The sequence below is a fragment of the Sphingomonas sp. 67-41 genome (assembly GCF_001899725.1).
GTDB classification, from domain to species: domain Bacteria; phylum Pseudomonadota; class Alphaproteobacteria; order Sphingomonadales; family Sphingomonadaceae; genus Sphingomonas; species Sphingomonas leidyi.
On the sequence record NZ_MKWJ01000031.1, the window covers coordinates 61,899 to 80,630 of the forward strand.

An 18,732-nucleotide genomic window follows, 5' to 3' on the forward strand; every position below is an offset into this window, starting at 1 on the left:
TGGAAGGGCCCGGCATCGTCCGGGCCTTTTCATGTCTACGCCTTCGGCACGAACGCCAGCGCCACGCCGTTCATGCAATAGCGCTTGCCGGTGGGCCGGGGGCCGTCGTCGAAGACATGGCCGAGGTGCCCGCCGCAGCGGCGGCACAGCACTTCGGTGCGGCGCATGCCGAGCGAATTGTCGGCGCGGGTGATCACGGCGTTGGGCAAGGGCTGCCAGAAGCTCGGCCAGCCGGTGCCGCTGTCGAACTTGGTCGCCGCGTTGAACAGGGGCAGCGCGCAGCCGGCACAGGCGAAGGTGCCGGCCCGGTGCTCGTTGTTGAGCGGGCTGGAGAAGGCGTATTCGGTCGCGCCCTGGCGCAGCACGCGATAGGCGGCGGGGCTCAGCCGCTTGCGCCATTCGGCATCGCTGCGCGTGAATTCGAACTTCTGCGCGGCCTCGGCCGGCGCGCCGCCGCATGCGGCGGTCAGCGTGCCCAGGCCGGCGACGACGAGCAAGGCGCGGCGGCTGGTTTCCATGGGAGGGGATGTGGGGAGGCGCCCGGGCCGCGTCCAGTCCCGGCGATGGCTCAATAGCGGCTGAGTTCCACCGCCATCTTCTTGTAGCCATGGACGAAGCAGGCGGCGACGCGTTCGGGTTCGCGCAGCACGTTCACGCGCAGGCGGCGCCTGGCCATCTCCTCCATCAGCACGCCGATCTGCAGCTCGGCCAGCCGGGCGCCCACGCAGCGATGGATGCCGTGCCCGAAGGCGAGGTGGCGCCGGGCGTTCTCGCGGTCGACGATGATCCGGTCGGCATCGGGGAAGACGCTCTCGTCGCGATTGGCCGAGAGATACCAGAGGCCGAGCTTGTCGCCCGCGCGGATCCTGTGGCCGTCCAGCTCGGTGTCCTGCGTCGCGGTGCGGCGCATGTGCGCTAGCGGCGTCTGCCAGCGGATGATCTCCTGGGTGGCATTGCCGATCAGGCCCGGATCGGCCTCGAGCTTCGCGCGCGCGTCGGGGAATTGCTCGAGCCCCCAGGCGAAGGCGCTCATCGAACTGCGCGTCGTGTCGTTGCCGCCGACGATCAGCAGGATGAGGTTCCCGAGGAACTCCATCTGATCCATGTGGCTCATCGCATCCGAATGGATCATCATCGAGATCAGGTCCGGCCTCGGCTCCTTGCCCAGCTTGCCCTGCCAGAGATTGCCGAAATAGGCGGCGCATTCGAACAGGATCTGGCGCCGCTCCTCCTTGCGGACGGGATCCTTGGCGATCTCGATATCGCCCGCCCAGTCCGACCAATAGGTGAGCTTGCGCCGCTCCTCCCAGGGAAAGTCGAACAGGAGCGCGAGCATCTGGGTGGTCAGCTCGATCGAGACGCTGTCGACCCAGTCGAACTCCCGACCCACCGGCAGCGAATCGAGGATCTCGGCAGTGCGCATGCGGATATTGTCGGTCATCCGCACCATCTCGCTCGGCGTGAAGGCGGGGGCGACGGTGCGGCGCTGATCGGTGTGCTTGGGCCGGTCCATCGCGATGAACATCGGCATCTTGATGTCGCCTTCCTGCATATCGGCGATGGTGATGCCGCCGGCCTCGGACGAATAGATGTCGGGCAGCGATTCGACCTGGACGATCGGCTTGTAGGTGGCGATCGACCAATAGGGGCCGAAGGCGCTGTTCTCGCAATGATAGATCCCGCCCCGGGCGCGCAGCTCGCGGAACGGGGCCTGCCAGACATCGTCGCGATACAGTTCGGGCCGGCTGACGTCGAGCGGATCGACGGTCTGGGTTCCGGGAATTCCGGTTTCGGTCGCGAGCGTAGCCATGCTGCCTCTCCTGCCTTTTGCAGGGAGGAAACGCCTAATTGACAGAAGTGTCAATAGTGAGAAACGGCCGGAGCAGGGCCGTTACGCAAATAGTCGTCATCCCCGCGAAGGCGGGGATGACGGGTTCGTTGAATAGTCCTGATCTCAGGCCGTCGCCTCGATCTTCGTACGGCGCTTGGGGCTGCCCGATTTGAGCACGCCGCGGCGAAACACGCGCGCCCCCACGGTGATGATGATCGCCACCCACAGCGCCTGCCAGCCCAGTGCGAGCAGGTGCGGCCAGATCGCCGGCGCGCTGCCCGCCAGCCCGATCATCGCGAAGGGCGAGCTGAACGGAAAGACCTGTGCCGCCGTCTCGATCCAGCTGCCGGGCCGCGTCGCCGCGCCGAGCGCCAGGCCGAACATCATCATCTGGAAGATGGTGATCGGCAGCGACAGCATCTGCAGCTCGCGCTGGGTGGAGGTCAGCGCGCCGATGCTGAGGAACATCGCGCCGAGCAGCATGTAGGACATGGTGAAATAGGCAATGAACAGCAGCGCATAGGTTGGCGCGCCGATCGCCGCGACCAGGCTGGGGAAGCTGCCCGCGATCTCGGGCGGCAGCAGCCGGGTCGCGTTGATGATGATCGTCGCCCAGAACAGCACGAACAGCACCGCGGCGCCGAACATGCCGATCAGCTTGCCGAAGAACACGCTTTCCAGCGGCACGGCCGCGGCCAGGATCTCGATCACCTTGTTCGAGCGCTCCTCGGCCATGGTGCCCACTGCCTGGCCCGAGAGGAACAGGGTGAGGAAGAACATCGCGAACACGCCGATCGAGGCGGCCTGGCCGCGCCCACTGGGCGAGCCCTGGCCGCGCTTCACCACCGTCTGGGTGACGGTGCTGGTGGGGGCGGCGCTGCCCAGCTTCTGCGCGCGCAGGCTCTGCTCGGCCAGCTGCGAGAGGAACTGCGCCTCGGTCCAGCCGCGGCTTGCATAGAGCACCTCCGGCTTGTCGAGCGGGCCATAGAGCACCGCCGCGGTATCGACCTTGTCGTTGTCGAAATAGGCGCGCGCCTGGGCGGCGGGGTCGCCGGTCGGCGCCTCGATCGTGAGCGGGGGCGGCATCAGCTCGCTCTTCTTGGGAAAGAGCTTGCGCAATTGCTGGTCGGTCTCGATCAGCGTCGGCGCCTGGGCGGGCGGCGCGATCACCACCATCCGCATCTGCGAATCGTCGCCGACGATCGACTGGGCGCCGATCCCGCCGACCGTGCCGAAGCCGATCATCAGCACGGGGGCGAGCAGGAAGAGCAGGAAGGTGGGCGTGAACACCGTGGCGGTGAAGTCGCGGCGCGCGACGGTGAGCGCCTGGCGCAGCATGCGCGAAAACTTGCTCACGCCGCTTCCTCCTGATCCACAAGGGCATCCGCGCCGACGATCCGGACAAAGGCGTCGTGCAGCCCCGGCCGCTCGATCGACAGGCCCGAGACGCCGTAGCCGCCGTCGATCAGCTTCACGAGCAGCGATTCGACGCCGCCGGCGGGCAGGGTGAAGCGCCAGCCATCGCCCTCGCGCTCGGCATCGGCGGGGAGCAGCGCGCGCGCACCCTCGACATTGTGGTGCGGCGTGTAGTGCGCCTTCATCGGCAGCGTCGCCCGGGCGTCGTTCACGGTGCCTTCGAAGCGCACCTTGCCGCCGGCGATGATCGAGAGCCGGTCGCACAGCCGCTCGGCATGGGCCATGACATGGGTGGAGAAGAGGATCGTCGCGCCGCGATCGCGCTCGGCACGGATCAGCTTCTCGAGCTTCTCCTGGTTGACCGGATCGAGACCGGAGAAAGGCTCGTCGAGCACCAGCAGCTCGGGCTCGTGGACCACCGATCCGAGCAGCTGGACCAGCTGCGCCATGCCCTTGGAGAGCTTGCGGATCTTCTCGTCCTTGGCATGGCCGAGGCCGGCATTGTCGAGCAGCGTGTCGGCGCGCTTGCGCCCCGTCGCCCAGGGCAGGCCGCGCAGCGCGCCCATGAAGGCGATCGCCTCGCGGCACTTCATGTTGGGATAGAGGCCGCGCTCCTCGGGCAGATAGCCGACCAGGTCGCTGGCGTCGCGCGGATGGGTGCGGCCCAGCATGTTCCGATCGCCCTCGTCCGGCTCGATGATGCCCAGCAACATGCGCAGCGTCGTGGTCTTGCCGGCGCCATTGGGGCCGAGCACGCCATAGACGAGCCCCTTGGGAACCGCGATGTCGACGCCGTCGACGACGCGCCGATCTCCGAAATATTTGACGAGTCCCCGGGCGCTTACGGCCAATTCGCCAGACAAAAGAGCGTCTCCGTCGGTGTCTCGGCCAGGCCGGGAGCGGGCTGGTGCCGTAAACTGCGGAAACGTGGTAGCGGGTCCGCGTGGAACAGCACAAGCCATTGGAAGCACGAATAAAGGCCAAAGCGGCGGAAATCGGGTTCGCCGATTGCGGGATCGCGCGCGCCGACGCCGCGCCGAAGACCGCCGAGCGGCTGCGCCAATGGCTGGAGGAGGGGCGCCATGGCTCGATGCTCTGGATGGAGGAGCGCGCGCACCACCGCGAGCGCCCGGCCGGGCTGTGGCCCGAGGTTAAGTCGGTGATCTCGCTCGGCATGAGCTATGCGCCGCGCACCGATCCGCTCGCCCTGGCGGGGGAGGGCGAGGTCGGCCGCATCTCCACCTATGCCCAGGGTGCCGATTATCACGACGTGATGAAGCGGCGGCTGAAGGAGCTGGGCCGTTGGCTGGTCGGCGCCGCACCCGGCACGGAACTCAAGGTGTTCGTCGATACCGCGCCGGTGATGGAAAAGCCGCTGGCCGAGGCGGCGGGGCTGGGCTGGCAGGGCAAGCACACCAATCTGGTGAGCCGCACCCATGGCAGCTGGCTGTTCCTCGGCGCGATCTACACCACGCTGGAGCTGGCGCCCGATGCGCCGGTGCGCACCACTTGCGGCAGCTGCGATGCCTGCCAGACGGCCTGCCCGACCGATGCGTTCCCGGCACCCTATCGGCTCGATGCGCGGCGCTGCATCTCGTACCTGACGATCGAGCACAAGGGGCCGATCCCCGAGGAATTCCGCACGGGGATCGGCAACCGCATCTATGGCTGCGACGATTGCCTGGCGGTGTGCCCCTGGAACAAGTTCGCGCGCGCCGCCCAGGCGAACCTGGCCTTCGCGCCGCGTGCGGAGCTGACCGTGCCGGCACTGGCGGACCTGCTCGCGCTCGACGATGCGGGGTTCCGCGAAGTGTTCTCCGGCTCGCCGATCAAGCGGATCGGGCGCGACCGCATGATGCGCAACTGCCTGATCGCGGCCGGCAACAGCGGCAGCGCGGCGCTGGTCGCGCCGGTGCGCGCGCTGCTCGACGACCCTGACGAGACGGTGCGGGAGGCGGCCGCCTGGGCATTGACGAGGCTGGCCGGATGAGTCTCTACCCTGGATCAGCGTCAGATCACCGTCCGCCGCTGAGCGCCGCCACGCAGCTTGCCTCGTCGATCGGGCGGCCGTCGCGCTGGCGGGCGTCGATATGCGTCACCACCGGCTCGCCGCGCTTCTGGGGATAGAGATAGGTGTCGAGCACGCAGATCGGCCCGGCGAACTGGAGCTTGCGGGCGGTGCCCTCGCTCATGTCGAGCTGGGGCTTGCCGAAGCGCGCGATCAGCCCGGGCGCGGTGGCACCCCGCAACGCGCCGAGATTGGCGGGCAGCCCCGCGGCCGGGCCCGGCGCGGGCCGGGCGCTCGGCACCGGGACATAGCCGGCGCGCGGCGGGGGGATCACGCCGCCTTCGCCACAGGCGCCGAGCGCCAGCATACCGATCAGGACTAGTCTCTTCATGCCCGCCTCCCGCGGTGGAATGCATGGGTGGCCATCGCGGCTCCGAGTACCGGGGCGACCAGGTTCAAAATCGGGACGAGGAACAGCGCGGTGCCCGCCGCGCCCAGCGCGAAGCGGCCGACGCCGGTCCGCCGCCGCCAGCCGCGCAGTTCGTCGCGCCGCATGTGCCGCGCCGCGACCATGTCGCCCAGGTCGCGGCCGAGCAGCCAGCTGTTGACCAGGAAAAAGGCCAGCGCCGTGCCCACGCCGGTGACGAGCAGGATCAGATAGAGCGGCGAGAGCAGCAGGTTCACGCCGATCAGCCGCAGCGCCGAGCCCAGGCCCATCGCCAGGGCGCGGCCAAGGGGCAGGTCGTGCGCCCGGGCATGGGCGCCGGGATAGTGTTTCCTCTCCACCGCGGCGACCACTTCGTCGGCGAAGATGCCGATCACCGCTACTGCGATGGCGCGGAACATCAGCCAATGGGCGACGAGCACGATCAGGATCGTGGCGATGTCGGCAAAGGCGTCCGAGCCGCTCCAGCCCCCCAGCCATGCCGCGATCCCGTCGGCCAGTGCATGCATGCCGAACCAGAGGCCGACGCTCGCCGCGGCGAACAGCACCAATGTCAGGATCACGGACTTGACGAAGACGGCCAGTATCGGCCGGTCGAACAGCTGGCCCAGCGACAGGAAGAAGGCCTGAATCATTGCATCCTCTATTGCCCGCCACTAGGGCGTCCGCGCAATCTTTTTGGAGCACCAGTTTGACCAGCCCGACTTATGACGTCGTCGCCATCGGCAACGCGATCGTCGACATCCTCGCCCAGGCCGAGGACAGCTTCATCGAGGAGATCGGCGTCGCCAAGGGCTCGATGCAGCTCATCTTCTCGCCCGAGGACGCCGATGCGCTCTATGCCAGGATGGGCCCGGGCCGCGAGATCTCGGGCGGTTCGGCGGCGAACACCGTGGCGGGCATCGCTGCGCTGGGCGGCAGGACCGCGTTCATCGGCCAGGTGGCCGACGACCAGCTCGGCCAGGTCTTCGCGCACGACATCCGCGCCGCCGGCGTCGATTTCGACACCGCGTCGCGCGCCGGCCAGCCCGCCACCGCGCGCTGCCTGATCTTCGTCACGCCCGACGGGCAGCGCACGATGAACACTTTCCTCGGCGCCTCGCAGTTCCTGCCGGCCGCCGCGCTCGACGAGGAACTGATCGCCAATGGCGCGATCCTGTACCTCGAAGGCTATCTGTGGGACCCCGAAGAGCCGCGCGCCGCGATGCGCAAGGCGATCGAGATCGCCCGTGCCGCCGGCCGCAAGGTGGCCTTCACCCTGTCCGACGTGTTCTGCATCTCGCGCCATGGCGACGATTTCCGCAAGCTGATCGAGGACGGGATGATCGACATCCTGTTCGCCAACGAGAACGAATTGCTGGCGCTGTGCGAGCGCGAGGCGTTCGAGGCGGCGGTGCAGCACCTGCACGGCAAGGTGCCGGTGCTGGTCGTCACCCGCAGCGAGAAGGGCGCGATCGCGCTGGTCGGCGGCGAGCGGGTCGAGGTTCCGGCCGAGCCGATCGCCCGGCTGGTCGACACCACCGGCGCGGGCGACATGTTCGCGGCCGGCTTCCTCCATGGCCAGGCCCAGGGCCGCTCGGTGCGGGACTCGCTGCGCCTGGGCGCGCTCTGCGCCGCGGAGATCATCCAGCACTACGGCGCCCGCGCCGAGGTGGACCTGAAGGAACTGGCCGCCGAGAAGCTGGCCTGAGCCATCCGTTCCTCCCTCCGCCAAGCGGGGGTATTCCAGACAGAAAAAGGGCCGGAGGAGCGATCCTCCGGCCCTTTTCTCATGCCCCGAGGGGCGTGGCCTCAGCGGGTGCCGGGCACCGGCGGGTCCAGCTCCTCATAGGCCTCGGGCTCGTGCACGTCGACGATCCCGCGGCCGACATGGCTGCGCGAGCGGCTATAGCCGAAATAGACCACCAGGCCGATCACTGCCCAGGACAGGAACAGGATGATGCTCTTGTGGTCCAGGCTGACGAACAGATAGAGGCAGCCCAGGATCGCGATCGGCGCCGTCAGGAACACGAACGGCGTCTTGAACGGGCGCTTGCGGTCCGGATCGGTCTTGCGGATCACCATCACCGCGATCGACACGGCGGCGAACGCGAACAACGTGCCCGAATTCGAGATGTTGGCGAGCTGGCCGACCGGGAAGAAGGCCGCGAACAGCGCCACCGCCACGCCGGTGATGATCGTGATCACATGCGGGGTGTTGAAGGTCGGGTGGATCTTCGAGAAGGCGGCGGGGAGCAGGCCGTCGCGGCTCATCACGAAGAAGATGCGGGTCTGGCCGAACATCATCATCAGGATGACCGAGGGCAGCGCCAGGCCGGCGGCGAGGCCGAGCAGGTTGCCGATCTGCGGCCAGCCGATCTCGCGCAGGGTGAAGGCCAGCGCCTCCTTCGAGCAGACCACGTCCTTGAAGCCTTCGGCGGCGCGGGTGGCGCACTGGGCGGCGAGCTCGCGGCTGCCCGGCTCGAGCGCATGGCCGGCGGCGTCCATCACGGGCTGGGTGCTGAGGCCCGGCGCGCCGATCACGCCGGCGGCGACGAGCAGGTAGAAGATGGTGCAGATGGCGAGGCTGCCGATCAGGCCGATCGGCATGTTGCGCTGCGGGTTCTTGGTCTCCTCGGCCGCGGTGGAGACCGCGTCGAAGCCGACATAGGCGAAGAAGATCGACGCGGCGGCCATCGAGACGCCGATGAAGCCGGTGGGCGCGAAGGGCGAGAATTGCGCGCCGTTCATCACCGGCACGGCCAGCACGATGAACGCAGTGAGCGCCGTGATCTTGATCGCGACGAGAATGGCGTTGACGGTGGCGCTTTCCTTGGTGCCGATGACCAGCAGCCAGGTGACCAGGCCGGCGATCAGCATCGCGGGCAGGTTGATCAGGCCGCCGTCGAACGGCCCGGTGACCAGCGTTTGGGGGATGTTTATGTGGAAGCTGTGCTCGATCAGGCCGACGACATAGCCGGACCAGCCGACCGAGACTGCGCCTGCGGCCACGGCATATTCGAGGATCAGCGCCCAGCCGACCATCCAGGCGATCAGCTCGCCCATCACGGCATAGCTGTACGTATAGGCCGAGCCCGAGACCGGGACCATCGCGGCCATTTCGGCATAGCAGAGCGCGGCGAAGGCGCAGACCACGCCGGCGATGATGAAGCTCACCATCATGCCGGGGCCCGCGCGCTGGGCGGCTTCGGCGGTGAGAACGAAAATGCCGGTGCCGATCACCGCGCCGATGCCGAGCATGGTGAGCTGGAAAGCCCCCAGCGAACGGTGGAGCGATTTTTTCTCGGCAGTGGCGAGGATGGCATCGAGTGGCTTTACGCGCCCGAAGATCATTGGATGGTCCCCTCAACGGCGGTTTGTCCCGCCGCCCCTTTTGGATGAAAGCGCGGAGCCTAGCCGCAAAACCGGGGGAGGCAATGCTTTAGTGCCCGCAAGCTCCGCTTTAGCGCGCGAATGCGGCGAGTCGCCGCGCGGGGACGGGGTGGCGGGAACGAATCCCGGCCTAGGTTGAGGACTCAATCAGCGAACCCGTCATCCCCGCGCAGGCGGGGATGACGAAGGAAAATCAGATACTTGTCTGGGTTCCCAACCTAGTGCGCGGTCGCGTGCGAGAAGAGGTTCATCACCAGCACGCCGGCGATGATCAGCGCCATGCCGAGCAGGGCGGGCAAGTCGAGCTTCTGCCCCTGGAACGCCCAGGCGATCGCCGCGATCAGCACGATGCCGACTCCGGACCAGATCGCATAGGCGATGCCGGTGGGAATCTCGCGCAGCGTGAGCGAGAGGAAATAGAAGGCGATCGCATAGCCGAGGATCGTGATCGCCGAAGGGAGGAGCCGGGTGAACCCCTCGGACTGTTTCATGAACGAAGTCGCAGTGACTTCGGCGACGATCGCGACGGCGAGGTTCAGATAGCGCATGGCGGCGAGGCAAGCAGGCCGCGCCGCCTTTGGCAAGCCGCCCCGTCCCGGCCGCTCAATCGTGCGTCTGCACTTCCCAGGTGGCGTGCAGCACGGTGCGGGTCTTGGCGAGGTGCGCGACGATCGCGTCGAGATCGGCATCCACCGCCCCGGTGCTGACCAGCGTCGCGCGAATCTCTACCAGTTCCTCCGATCGCTCGACGATCTCGGTATCGGCCACCGGATAGCGCATCAATTCCAGGTGATCGACGAGCGTATCGCGCAGGGCCGAGGCGTTGGCCGGATCGGCGGTGAGCGTGACCGAATAGGTCGCCTCCAGCGTCCCGCCGGCCAGCGGGATGCGGTTGATCGCGTTCACGACCGGCCGCAACAGGGTGTTGCCGGCCACCACGAAGAGAGTGAGCGTCGCCGCCTCCGCTGCCATGTCGGTGCCGGCACAGGCCCCCACCGCCGCCGAGCACCAGAGCGTGGCGGCGGTATTGAGGCCGCGGACGTTCATGCCCTCCTTCATGATCACGCCCGCGCCGAGGAAGCCGATCCCCGAGACGATATAGGCGATTACCCGCACCGCCTCGACATCGCCGGCCAGCTTCTGGGCGAGGTCCACGAACGCCGCCGCGCCGAGCGCGACCAGCGCATTGGTGCGCAGCCCGGCGGTGCGCTGGCGATACTGGCGCTCGGCACCGATCAGCGCGCCCAGCACCAGCGCGAGCGCGTAGCTGACCAGGCTGTCCAGATAGGATGCGAGATGGAAGGTGTGCAGGAAGTGCATGATGCCCCCGGATCCGGCGGTTTCGGCTAGCGGGCCAGCATTGGGCCGAGCGGCTTGCCGGCGAAGATGTGGACATGGAGGTGCGGCACCTCCTGATGCGCGTCGAGCCCGGTATTGGCGAGCAGGCGATAGCCCGGCGCCACGAACCCGGCCTCGCGCGCGACCTGGCCGACCGCGCGGACGAAGCCGGCGATCTCCGCCTCGCTCGCCCGGGCGGAGAAATCGTCCCACGAGACATAGGCGCCCTTGGGAATTACCAGCACATGGTGCGGCGCCTGCGGATTGATGTCGTGAAAGGCGAGGGCGAATTCGTCCTCGAATATCCTTCGCGACGGGATTTCGCCGCGCAGGATCTTCGCGAAGACGTTCTGGTCGTCATAGGACTCGGTGGCGTCGATGGGCATGCGCGGCTCCTTCGTTCCGCTCCATACCAGAGCATCGTCGCGGCGGAAGCGAGGATCGCTGAATCGAGTCTCGGCCCTTAGGTTGGGGACTCATAACTTGTTTCCGTCATCCCCGCACAGGCGGGGATCCAGGGCCAAGGATGGGGTGCGTGCGGCGGGTCCAGCCCTCTGCGGAGAGCGTTCGCGTGATGGCATCCATATCCCGCACTACTCTGGATCCCCGCCTGCGCGGGGATGACGAGGTTTGCTGAACGAGTCTCGATCCTAGACCGAGCGCCCCGCCTTTTCCGCGATCCCCGACACGCCTTCGCGGCGGGCGAGCTCGGCGCGGACGTCGTCCAGGCCCAGGCCGGCATCGGCCAGCAGCACGAGCAGGTGGAAGACCAGGTCGGCCGCTTCCTTGGTGAGTTCTTCGCGATCGTCCCGGATCGCGGCGATCACCGTCTCGGTGGCTTCCTCGCCCAGTTTCTGGGCGATCTTGGCGCGGCCGCGATGCGTGAGCTTCGCGACATAGGAACTGTCGGGGCTCGCCGTGCGGCGGGCGCGGATCACGGCTTCGAGAGCATCCAGGGTGTCGGCCATGGCCCCCGGCTGCGGGAGGCAGGCGCGCCTGTCAATCCTTGCGCTAATCCTCGGGCTTCAATCCCGGGGCGCGGCCTTGCGGAAGCGCGCGCGCAGCTGGCGGCGGACGAACCAGATGCCGCCGGCGGCACAGGCGGCAAGCGCCAGGTCCGAAAGCTCGGGCATCGAGCGCGTGCCGGCGCGGCCGGTGTGCGGCGGCTCGTCGGCGGCCAGCGCCGGCGTCGCGGCGAGCAGCAGCAGGGGAAGCAGGGCGTTGCGCATGGTACGCGACCTTAGCCGCAACGCCCCGACAAATCGTTAACCGCGGCGACGGGCCCGGCGCGCGACGAACGCGCCGATGGTCCCGAGCGCGAACAGGCCGAGCATGCCCGGCTCCGGGATCGACGTGGGGCCGCCCGAACCGCCGCTGCTGCTGCTGGTGGTGCCACCCCCACTGCTGCTGCTGGAGGGCGTGCCCGGATCGACGGGCGGCTTGTCCATGGCGAAGGCGGGCGTGGCGGACAGGGTAACGAGGAGGCCGAACGCGGCCAGATTGGCGAAGTTACGGATCATGGTCCTGATTCCCTCTTTGATTGTCTTCGGGAGGGAGCAAGAAGCCGGCCGCTTTGCCGAAACCGGCATTTTCCGCCGCTTTCGATGGTTAAGCTCCGGCGTGCGGAATTGGTGAATGTAAAGCTAACCGACGACCGGGCTTCGCACCGGGATGCCGGCGGCTGCCATCGCGCGATGGGCGTCGGCGATGCTGGCTTCGCCGAAATGGAAGATCGAGGCCGCCAGCACCGCGCTGGCATGGCCGTCGCGAATGCCCTCCACCAGATGGCGGAGGGTGCCGACCCCGCCCGAGGCGACCACGGGCACGGTCACCTGGTCGGCGATCGTGCGGATCAGCTCCAGGTCGTAGCCGTCGCGGGTGCCGTCGCGGTCCATCGAGGTGATCAGCAACTCGCCGGCGCCGAGATGGGCGAGGGCGATGGCGTGAGTCACTGCGTCGATGCCGGTGGGCTTGCGGCCGCCATGCGTGAAGACTTCCCAGCCCTGCGCGGTGCGGCGCGCGTCGACCGAAGCGACGACGCACTGGCTGCCCATCCTCTCGGCGATCTCGGCGACGACCTGGGGGCGCGAGACGGCGGCGGAATTGACCGCCACCTTGTCGGCACCGGCCAGCAGGAGGGCGCGGGCATCCTCGACGCCGCGCACGCCGCCGCCGACGGTGAGCGGCATGAAGCAGACTTCGGCGGTGCGGCGGACCACGTCGAGGATGGTGCCGCGCGCCTCGTGGCTGGCGGTGATGTCGAGGAAGCAGAGCTCGTCGGCTCCGGCCGCGTCATAGGCGCGCGCCTGTTCGACCGGATCGCCGGCATCGACCAGGTCGACAAAGTTGACGCCCTTGACCACGCGGCCGTTCGCGACGTCGAGGCACGGGATGACGCGGGCGCGGACGGTCATGCGATTTGCTCGGGCGAGGGCGCGAGGGCGAGAAGAAGAAGCGATTTCTCCGCGCCTCCGCATCTCCGCGTGAACAAGATCTTCGCTCCTTCGCGCCTTCCCGCCAACATCATGCCCGACCCACTTCGATCGCCCATTTGAGGTCGAGCCGGCCGTCATAGAGCGCGCGGCCGGTGATCACGCCTTCCACGCCATCCGCGACATGCGGGCGCAGCGCGTGGATGTCGGCGATGTCGGTGACGCCGCCGCTGGCGATGACCGGGATCGAGACGGCGCGGGCCAGGGCGACCGTCGCCTCGACATTGCAGCCCTTCAGCAGCCCGTCGCGGCCGACATCGGTGAAGAGGAGCGCGGCGACGCCGGCATCCTCGAAGCGACGGGCGAGATCGGCTACCGACACGTCCGACACATCGGCCCAGCCGCGCGTGGCGACCATGCCGTCGCGCGCATCGACGGCGACGACGATGCGGCCGGGATTGTCGCGCGCGGCTTCGCGGACCAGGTCCGGATTCTCCAGCGCGGCCGTGCCGATCACCACGCGGCGGACGCCGAGGTCGAGCCAGCGCTCGATCGATTCGCGGTTGCGGATCCCGCCGCCGAGCTGGATCTTGCCGCCGAAGCGCCCGAGGATCGCGGCGACGGCGGCGCCGTTGATCGATTCGCCGGCGAATGCGCCGTCGAGATCGACGACGTGGAGCCATTCCGCGCCGGCTTGCGCGAAGCGCTCGGCCTGGGCGGCGGGATCGTCGCCATAGACGGTGGCGCGGGCCATGTCGCCTTCGGCCAGGCGGACGACCTGACCGGCCTTGAGGTCGATCGCGGGGAAGATGATCAGGCCATCCGGGTCTAGGGGTGCCAAGCGAGGAACCTTTCCATCAGCGCGATGCCGTAGCGCTGGCTTTTCTCGGGGTGGAACTGGACGCCGATCATGTTGTCGCGGCCGATGGCGGCCGTGACCGGGCCGCCATGGTCGGTGGTGGCGAGCACCGCGTCGCCGGTGAAGGCGAAGCTGTGCAGGAAATAGGCCTGGCCCGGCTCGATCAGCGGGTGGGAAAGCGTGGGGACGACGTCGTTCCAGCCCATATGCGGCACGCGGATGCCGGGTGCGGGCGCGATCGCCCGGACGGTGCCGGAGACCCAGCCCAGGCCCGGATGGGTGCCCAGCTCCTCGCCCGTATCGGCCATCAGCTGCATGCCGACGCAGACGCCGAGGAAAGGCGCGCCCGCGCGGCGGACGCGCGCGTCCAGCGCCTCGACCATGCCGGGGATCGCCCGCAGCCCCGCGGCACAGGCCCCGAATGCGCCGACGCCGGGCAGGACGATGCGATCGGCCCGCAGCACCGTCCCGGGGTCGGCGGTGACCGCGACATCGGCAGCGCCCGCCGCCTTCAGGGCGTTGTGGACCGAGTGGAGGTTGCCGGCGCCATAGTCGATCAGGGCGATGGTCATCGCGTCACCGTCACAGCACCCCCTTGGTGCTGGGTACCGCATCCGCCTTGCGCGGGTCGATCTCCACCGCCTCGCGCAGCGCCCGGGCCAGGCCCTTGAACGCGGCTTCGGCGATGTGATGGTTGTTGGTGCCGTAAAGTGTCTCGATATGGAGCGTCAGCCCGGCGGTCTGGGCGAAGGAATGGAACCAGTGCTCGAACATCTCGGTGTCCATCTCGCCGAGCCGCTTCTGGCTGAACGCGGTCTTCCAGACGAGATAGGGGCGGCCCGAAATGTCCACCGCGACGCGGGTGAGCGTCTCGTCCATCGGCGAGAGCGCGTCGGCATAGCGCCGGATGCCCTTCTTGTCGCCCAGCGCCTTCGCGATGGCTTCCCCGATCGCCAGCCCGGTATCCTCCACCGTGTGGTGCTGGTCGATATGCAGGTCGCCCACCGTCTTCACGTCGAGGTCGATCAGCGAATGGCGGCTGAGCTGCTCGAGCATGTGGTCGAAGAAGCCGATCCCGGTGGAAACGGCATAGGCGCCGGTACCGTCGAGGTTGACGGTGACGTCGACGGAGGTCTCGCTCGTCTTGCGGCTCACGTTGGCGGTGCGCATGGCGTCTCACATAGCGATGGTTGCCGCGCATGCAATCTTGACCGCGCTGCCCGGTGCGCTACCCAAGGGGCATGACCGGCAACGTGCCTGACAGCCTGATTCCCTATGATGAGATCGTGCAGGAAGCCCTGCGCGCCGTGGTCGGCCGCGTGCTGGGCTCGGTCGCCGACTCGGGTGGAAACCTGCCCGGCGGGCATCATTTCTACATCACCTTCAAGACGCACGCGCCGGGGGTCGACATCCCGCAGCGGCTGATCGATCGCTTCCCGGACGAGATGACCATCGTCCTGCAGCATCGATTCTGGGACCTGAAGGTCGACGACAACAGATTCTCGGTGGGCCTGAGCTTCAATCAGGTGCCGGCGATGCTGAACATCCCCTTCTCGGCGATCACCGGCTTCCATGATCCGGCGGTGAATTTCGAGCTGCGCTTCCAGGCGGCCGATGGCGGCGACGAGCCCGAGCCCCAGCATGACGAGGCCGAGAATGACGAGCCGCCGGCCAAGCCGGTCGAGGACGGCTCGAACGTCGTCTCGGTGGATTTCAAGCGGAAGAAATAGGCGCGCGCAGCGCCGGCCGGTGCGTGTCGTGGCCGGCTCAGCGCATCAGCCGTGCGCGCAATTCCTGCATCGCCACTGCATCCACCGCGGCGGCGGGATCGTCCGCACCCAGGATCGCGCCCAGATGGTCGAGGATCTGGCTGGCGCGATCGAGATTCTGCAGCGACGCCATGTGCGCGGCGATCACGTGCGGATCGTCGATCAGCCGCTCGCCGAGCCGGTCGAGCAATTCCCGGACATGGTAGATCTCCTCGACCAGGCGCGTGCCGAGATTGGCGAGGTCCGGCGCGAGGCCTGCCATGGCCGGTTCGGCGGGGAGTTCGCCGCCGCTGCGCACCGCCTGCTGGATCGCATCGACGCGGGCCTGGCCGCGATGGCCCTGGAAGCTCGCGACGCGATTGCCGGAGACCCATTCGTCGACGGTGATCGCGGTCGTATCGAAGGCGACTCCGCAGCGGCCCTGCGTCTGCCACACCACCCTGCCGCCGACTTCGATCTCCGCGCGCGTGAGCGTCAGCAGGGTTCCGGTGCGGGGAAGGGCCGATCCGTCCACCATCGCCCCGCCCTCGGAGAGATTGCGGATGCGCACGGGCACCCTTAGCCCGTCCGCCTCGATCGTGGCGGCGAGCAACAGGTTCTTGCGCGGCTGGCGTTCTTTCGCCGCGCGGGCAGCCATGGACGCATCGACGTACATGATTCGCTTTTAGCCGGCCAAAAACGCACTCTTGGTTAACGCCTCCGCAGAATCCCTGAGCGCTGGAATCGCGGCCGCCCAGGGGCTAGGGGAGCGCGGAACGGACAAGAGGACCAGCCAGCGTGACCACCCGTACCGAAACCGATTCGATCGGCGCCATCGAAGTTCCCGCCAACGCCTATTGGGGCGCGCAGACCCAGCGCTCGATCGAGAATTTCCCGTTCGGCGAGATGGAGCGGATGCCGCTCGGCATCGTCCATGCCCAGGCGATCGTGAAGCAGGCCGCGGCGCGCGTGAACGTGAAGCACGGGCTCGACCCGAAGATCGCCGCAGTGATCGACCAGGTCGCGCAGGAGATCGTCGACGGCAAGCTCGACGACCAGTTCCCGCTGGTGATCTGGCAGACCGGTTCGGGCACCCAGACCAACATGAACGTCAACGAAGTGATCGCGGGCCGCGCCAACGAGATCCTGACCGGCACGCGCGGCGGCAAGTCGCCGATCCACCCGAACGATCACGTCAACATGGCGCAGTCGTCGAACGATTCGTTCCCGACCGCGCTGCACATCGCCGCCGCCCGCGCGGTGACGCTGAAGCTCTACCCGGCGCTCGACCGGCTGCACGCTTCGATCGAGGCCAAGGTCAAGGCCTGGGATCACATCGTCAAGATCGGCCGCACGCACCTGCAGGATGCGACGCCGCTGACGCTGGGCCAGGAATTCTCGGGCTATGCCGCGATGCTGGAGTCGGCCAGGGCGCGCTTCGCCTCGGTGCTCGATCTCGACATCTTCAAGCTGGCGCTGGGCGGCACCGCCGTCGGCACCGGGCTCAACGCCCCTCCGGGCTATGCCGAGGACGTGGCGGCCGAGATCGCCAGGATCACCGGCCTGCCCTTCGTCTCCGCGCCCAACAAGTTCGAGGCGCTGGCGACCAAGGACCAGCTGGTCAACCTGTCGGGCACCTGCAACACGCTGGCCGTTTCGCTGACCAAGATCGCCAACGACATCCGCCTGCTCGGCAGCGGCCCGCGCTCGGGTCTGGGCGAGCTCGACCTGCCGGCCAACGAGCCGGGCAGCTCGATCATGCCGGGCAAGGTCAACCCGACCCAGAGCGAATCGCTGACGATGGTCGCGGCGCAGGTGATCGGCAACCACATGGCGGTCACCGTCGGCGGCATGCAGGGCCATTTCGAGCTGAACGTGTTCAAGCCGTTGATCGGCTCGAACGTGCTGCGCTCGATCGAGCTGATGTCGGTCGGCATGGTGAGCTTCGCCGAGCGCGCGGTGGACGGCGCCAAGGCGAACGAGGCGCGGATCAAGGAGCTGGTCGATCGCTCGCTGATGCTGGTGACCGCGCTGGCGCCGGCGATCGGCTATGACAACGCCGCCAAGATCGCCAAGAACGCGCACGAGAAGGGGCTGACGCTCAAGGAGAGCGGGCTGGCGCTGGGTCTCGTCGACGAGGCCACGTTCGACCAATATGTGCGGCCCGAGACGATGATCGGGCGGTGAGCCTGCTTCCCCTCCCCGGAAGGGAGGGGGCGAGGGGCGCGTAGAGGCCCGGCGATGCGGAGTCGTATCGCCGGGCCTTTTGCGTATCGCGCGCATTCCGCCCGCGCCTCGCCCCCTATCGGGGAGGGGAACTTAGTTTGCTTTCAATCGCTTGCTCCCGCGTAACCACCAAGGGAGCGTATATGATCGGGGACGTGATCGCAGGCTGGATCGGCAACCGCATCGACCGTGCGGACGGCGAGGGCGGGGCGCTGGGCGCCGTTGCCGGGGTGCTTGCCTGGAAGGCCGCGAAGAAGATCGTGCCCGCCGCGATCGTGCTCGGCGCCGCCGCCTATGGCGCCCACCGGATATCGCAACGGATGCGTACCCCGGCCTGAGTCGACTCGCATGACTTGACGCGGGTGGGACTCCCAAGCCAAAGGCGCCCATGCCCCATCGCACCGAGACCGACCCGCACGGATTCAAGCGCCGCGGCGTGCTGTTCGTGCTTTCCTCGCCCTCGGGCGCCGGCAAGTCGACGATCGCACGCAAGCTGCTCGCCGCCGACGACCATCTCCAGATGTCCGTCTCGTACACCACCCGCGCGATGCGCCCGGGGGAGCAGGACGGCGTCGACTATAATTTCGTCGATCTCGAGAAATTCCGCGAGATGGTCGCGAACCATGAGTTCCTCGAATGGGCGCATGTGTTCGATCATCGCTACGGCACGCCGCGCGCGCATGTCGAGGCGATCCTCGATTCGGGTCGCGACGTGCTGTTCGACATCGACTGGCAGGGCGCCCAGCAGCTCTTCCAGCTGGCGGGGGGCGATGTGGTCCGCGTCTTCATCCTGCCGCCGTCGTTCAAGGAGCTGCACCAGCGGCTGATCAACCGCGCCACCGATACCACCGAAGTGATCGACGCCCGCATGGCGCGCGCCGCCAACGAAGTGAGCCATTGGGACGGCTATGACTATGTGCTGGTCAATGACGATGCCGACCAATGCTATCGCTCGGTCCACACCATCCTGAACGCGGAGCGGCTGAAGCGCTCGCGCCAGACGGGCTTGATCGGATTCATCCGCGGGTTGATGAAGTAGTCTCCCAACAGGGGAGAT

24 protein-coding genes are annotated in these 18,732 nt (G+C 67.9%); 6 read left to right on the plus strand and 18 right to left on the minus strand.

Annotation, left to right across the window (positions count from 1 at the left end; genetic code table 11):
• Positions 1 to 35: 35 nt before the first annotated feature.
• The 4 genes from msrB to BGP17_RS20905 all read right to left on the minus strand — a co-directional run bounded on the left by msrB (position 36) and on the right by BGP17_RS20905 (position 4,110).
• Positions 36 to 518, minus strand: a complete 483-nt coding sequence (msrB, locus tag BGP17_RS20890; RefSeq protein ID WP_167297826.1) for a peptide-methionine (R)-S-oxide reductase MsrB — start codon at positions 516 to 518, stop codon at positions 36 to 38.
• A gap of 50 nt (positions 519 to 568) precedes the next feature.
• Positions 569 to 1,810 (minus strand): cytochrome P450, encoded by a 1,242-nt coding sequence (locus BGP17_RS20895; protein ID WP_286713477.1) that lies wholly within the window; start codon positions 1,808 to 1,810, stop codon positions 569 to 571.
• Between the two features lie 144 nt (positions 1,811 to 1,954).
• Positions 1,955 to 3,187, minus strand: a complete 1,233-nt coding sequence (locus BGP17_RS20900; protein ID WP_167297828.1) for an ABC transporter permease — start codon at positions 3,185 to 3,187, stop codon at positions 1,955 to 1,957.
• Positions 3,184 to 4,110: an ABC transporter ATP-binding protein gene (locus BGP17_RS20905; RefSeq protein WP_286713478.1), complete on the minus strand. Its 927-nt coding sequence runs from the start codon at positions 4,108 to 4,110 to the stop codon at positions 3,184 to 3,186. The genes BGP17_RS20900 and BGP17_RS20905 overlap by 4 nt, the downstream gene beginning before the upstream one ends.
• A gap of 80 nt (positions 4,111 to 4,190) precedes the next feature.
• Between BGP17_RS20905 and queG the strand changes: the two genes are divergently transcribed.
• Positions 4,191 to 5,237, plus strand: a complete 1,047-nt coding sequence (gene queG, locus BGP17_RS20910) for a tRNA epoxyqueuosine(34) reductase QueG (RefSeq protein WP_286713479.1) — start codon at positions 4,191 to 4,193, stop codon at positions 5,235 to 5,237.
• A 25-nt stretch (positions 5,238 to 5,262) separates the two neighbouring features.
• On the opposite strand, the gene BGP17_RS20915 is transcribed toward queG, so the two are convergent.
• Both BGP17_RS20915 and BGP17_RS20920 read right to left on the minus strand, forming a co-directional pair.
• The gene (locus BGP17_RS20915) at positions 5,263 to 5,646 is read right to left on the minus strand and encodes a hypothetical protein (RefSeq protein WP_286713480.1); all 384 of its coding nucleotides are present in this window, start codon (positions 5,644 to 5,646) and stop codon (positions 5,263 to 5,265) included.
• Positions 5,643 to 6,335, minus strand: coding sequence for an EI24 domain-containing protein (locus BGP17_RS20920; protein ID WP_167297832.1), 693 nt, complete (start codon positions 6,333 to 6,335; stop codon positions 5,643 to 5,645). Before BGP17_RS20920 ends, BGP17_RS20915 begins: the two co-directional genes overlap by 4 nt.
• A gap of 56 nt (positions 6,336 to 6,391) precedes the next feature.
• Between BGP17_RS20920 and BGP17_RS20925 the strand changes: the two genes are divergently transcribed.
• Positions 6,392 to 7,390 (plus strand): adenosine kinase, encoded by a 999-nt coding sequence (locus BGP17_RS20925; protein WP_167297833.1) that lies wholly within the window; start codon positions 6,392 to 6,394, stop codon positions 7,388 to 7,390.
• A 101-nt stretch (positions 7,391 to 7,491) separates the two neighbouring features.
• On the opposite strand, the gene BGP17_RS20930 is transcribed toward BGP17_RS20925, so the two are convergent.
• The 11 genes from BGP17_RS20930 to hisB all read right to left on the minus strand — a co-directional run bounded on the left by BGP17_RS20930 (position 7,492) and on the right by hisB (position 14,871).
• Positions 7,492 to 9,033 (minus strand): amino acid permease, encoded by a 1,542-nt coding sequence (locus tag BGP17_RS20930; protein WP_167297834.1) that lies wholly within the window; start codon positions 9,031 to 9,033, stop codon positions 7,492 to 7,494.
• A gap of 257 nt (positions 9,034 to 9,290) precedes the next feature.
• A complete protein-coding gene (locus BGP17_RS20935) occupies positions 9,291 to 9,620 on the minus strand; it encodes an SMR family transporter (RefSeq protein WP_286713481.1) in 330 nt (109 codons plus the stop codon).
• 55 nt (positions 9,621 to 9,675) lie between these two features.
• Positions 9,676 to 10,392: an MgtC/SapB family protein gene (locus tag BGP17_RS20940; RefSeq protein ID WP_167297836.1), complete on the minus strand. Its 717-nt coding sequence runs from the start codon at positions 10,390 to 10,392 to the stop codon at positions 9,676 to 9,678.
• A gap of 26 nt (positions 10,393 to 10,418) precedes the next feature.
• Positions 10,419 to 10,796 (minus strand): histidine triad nucleotide-binding protein, encoded by a 378-nt coding sequence (locus BGP17_RS20945; protein WP_286713482.1) that lies wholly within the window; start codon positions 10,794 to 10,796, stop codon positions 10,419 to 10,421.
• Positions 10,797 to 11,060: 264 nt separating this feature from the next.
• Entirely contained in the window at positions 11,061 to 11,378 is a 318-nt protein-coding gene (locus BGP17_RS20950) for a phosphoribosyl-ATP diphosphatase (protein WP_286713483.1), read from the minus strand.
• A gap of 57 nt (positions 11,379 to 11,435) precedes the next feature.
• A complete protein-coding gene (locus tag BGP17_RS20955) occupies positions 11,436 to 11,639 on the minus strand; it encodes a hypothetical protein (protein ID WP_167297839.1) in 204 nt (67 codons plus the stop codon).
• A gap of 36 nt (positions 11,640 to 11,675) precedes the next feature.
• A complete protein-coding gene (locus BGP17_RS20960) occupies positions 11,676 to 11,930 on the minus strand; it encodes a PEP-CTERM sorting domain-containing protein (RefSeq protein ID WP_286713484.1) in 255 nt (84 codons plus the stop codon).
• A gap of 123 nt (positions 11,931 to 12,053) precedes the next feature.
• Complete coding sequence (gene hisF / locus BGP17_RS20965; RefSeq protein ID WP_167297841.1) at positions 12,054 to 12,824, minus strand: imidazole glycerol phosphate synthase subunit HisF; 771 nt, start codon at positions 12,822 to 12,824, stop codon at positions 12,054 to 12,056.
• Between the two features lie 109 nt (positions 12,825 to 12,933).
• The gene (hisA, locus tag BGP17_RS20970; protein ID WP_167299311.1) at positions 12,934 to 13,659 is read right to left on the minus strand and encodes a 1-(5-phosphoribosyl)-5-[(5-phosphoribosylamino)methylideneamino]imidazole-4-carboxamide isomerase; all 726 of its coding nucleotides are present in this window, start codon (positions 13,657 to 13,659) and stop codon (positions 12,934 to 12,936) included.
• 11 nt (positions 13,660 to 13,670) lie between these two features.
• Positions 13,671 to 14,273: an imidazole glycerol phosphate synthase subunit HisH gene (hisH, locus tag BGP17_RS20975; RefSeq protein ID WP_286713485.1), complete on the minus strand. Its 603-nt coding sequence runs from the start codon at positions 14,271 to 14,273 to the stop codon at positions 13,671 to 13,673.
• Between the two features lie 10 nt (positions 14,274 to 14,283).
• Positions 14,284 to 14,871 carry an imidazoleglycerol-phosphate dehydratase HisB gene (hisB, locus tag BGP17_RS20980; RefSeq protein ID WP_286713486.1) on the minus strand — a complete coding sequence of 196 codons (588 nt, stop codon included), beginning with the start codon at positions 14,869 to 14,871 and terminating at the stop codon, positions 14,284 to 14,286.
• A gap of 71 nt (positions 14,872 to 14,942) precedes the next feature.
• Here hisB and BGP17_RS20985 point away from each other — a divergent pair, with 71 nt between their 5' ends.
• Complete coding sequence (locus BGP17_RS20985) at positions 14,943 to 15,431, plus strand: SspB family protein (protein ID WP_167297844.1); 489 nt, start codon at positions 14,943 to 14,945, stop codon at positions 15,429 to 15,431.
• Positions 15,432 to 15,468: 37 nt separating this feature from the next.
• On the opposite strand, the gene BGP17_RS20990 is transcribed toward BGP17_RS20985, so the two are convergent.
• A complete protein-coding gene (locus BGP17_RS20990) occupies positions 15,469 to 16,125 on the minus strand; it encodes a PilZ domain-containing protein (RefSeq protein WP_286713487.1) in 657 nt (218 codons plus the stop codon).
• Positions 16,126 to 16,247: 122 nt separating this feature from the next.
• Here BGP17_RS20990 and fumC point away from each other — a divergent pair, with 122 nt between their 5' ends.
• From fumC to gmk, 3 genes are all read left to right on the plus strand, one after another.
• Positions 16,248 to 17,636: a class II fumarate hydratase gene (gene fumC, locus BGP17_RS20995; protein ID WP_167297846.1), complete on the plus strand. Its 1,389-nt coding sequence runs from the start codon at positions 16,248 to 16,250 to the stop codon at positions 17,634 to 17,636.
• Positions 17,637 to 17,818: 182 nt separating this feature from the next.
• The gene (locus tag BGP17_RS21000) at positions 17,819 to 18,013 is read left to right on the plus strand and encodes a hypothetical protein (protein WP_167297847.1); all 195 of its coding nucleotides are present in this window, start codon (positions 17,819 to 17,821) and stop codon (positions 18,011 to 18,013) included.
• A 50-nt stretch (positions 18,014 to 18,063) separates the two neighbouring features.
• A complete protein-coding gene (gmk, locus tag BGP17_RS21005) occupies positions 18,064 to 18,714 on the plus strand; it encodes a guanylate kinase (RefSeq protein ID WP_286713488.1) in 651 nt (216 codons plus the stop codon).
• Positions 18,715 to 18,732 lie beyond the last annotated feature (18 nt).

Excerpts from the sequence above, each read along its gene's own strand:
- BGP17_RS20950 (WP_286713483.1), bottom strand. The coding sequence starts at position 11,378 with ATGGCCGACACCCTGGATGCTCTCGAAGCCGTGATCCGCGCCCGCCGC.
- hisH (WP_286713485.1), bottom strand. The coding sequence starts at position 14,273 with ATGACCATCGCCCTGATCGACTATGGCGCCGGCAACCTCCACTCGGTC.
- hisB (WP_286713486.1), bottom strand. The coding sequence starts at position 14,871 with ATGCGCACCGCCAACGTGAGCCGCAAGACGAGCGAGACCTCCGTCGAC.
- BGP17_RS20930 (WP_167297834.1), bottom strand. The coding sequence starts at position 9,033 with ATGATCTTCGGGCGCGTAAAGCCACTCGATGCCATCCTCGCCACTGCC.
- BGP17_RS20920 (WP_167297832.1), bottom strand. The coding sequence starts at position 6,335 with ATGATTCAGGCCTTCTTCCTGTCGCTGGGCCAGCTGTTCGACCGGCCG.
- BGP17_RS20985 (WP_167297844.1), top strand. The coding sequence starts at position 14,943 with ATGACCGGCAACGTGCCTGACAGCCTGATTCCCTATGATGAGATCGTG.
- BGP17_RS21000 (WP_167297847.1), top strand. The coding sequence starts at position 17,819 with ATGATCGGGGACGTGATCGCAGGCTGGATCGGCAACCGCATCGACCGT.
- msrB (WP_167297826.1), bottom strand. The coding sequence starts at position 518 with ATGGAAACCAGCCGCCGCGCCTTGCTCGTCGTCGCCGGCCTGGGCACG.
- BGP17_RS20990 (WP_286713487.1), bottom strand. The coding sequence starts at position 16,125 with ATGTACGTCGATGCGTCCATGGCTGCCCGCGCGGCGAAAGAACGCCAG.
- BGP17_RS20945 (WP_286713482.1), bottom strand. The coding sequence starts at position 10,796 with ATGCCCATCGACGCCACCGAGTCCTATGACGACCAGAACGTCTTCGCG.
- BGP17_RS20935 (WP_286713481.1), bottom strand. The coding sequence starts at position 9,620 with ATGCGCTATCTGAACCTCGCCGTCGCGATCGTCGCCGAAGTCACTGCG.
- hisF (WP_167297841.1), bottom strand. The coding sequence starts at position 12,824 with ATGACCGTCCGCGCCCGCGTCATCCCGTGCCTCGACGTCGCGAACGGC.
- BGP17_RS20960 (WP_286713484.1), bottom strand. The coding sequence starts at position 11,930 with ATGATCCGTAACTTCGCCAATCTGGCCGCGTTCGGCCTCCTCGTTACC.
- BGP17_RS20940 (WP_167297836.1), bottom strand. The coding sequence starts at position 10,392 with ATGCACTTCCTGCACACCTTCCATCTCGCATCCTATCTGGACAGCCTG.
- BGP17_RS20955 (WP_167297839.1), bottom strand. The coding sequence starts at position 11,639 with ATGCGCAACGCCCTGCTTCCCCTGCTGCTGCTCGCCGCGACGCCGGCG.
- gmk (WP_286713488.1), top strand. The coding sequence starts at position 18,064 with ATGCCCCATCGCACCGAGACCGACCCGCACGGATTCAAGCGCCGCGGC.
- BGP17_RS20915 (WP_286713480.1), bottom strand. The coding sequence starts at position 5,646 with ATGAAGAGACTAGTCCTGATCGGTATGCTGGCGCTCGGCGCCTGTGGC.
- BGP17_RS20895 (WP_286713477.1), bottom strand. The coding sequence starts at position 1,810 with ATGGCTACGCTCGCGACCGAAACCGGAATTCCCGGAACCCAGACCGTC.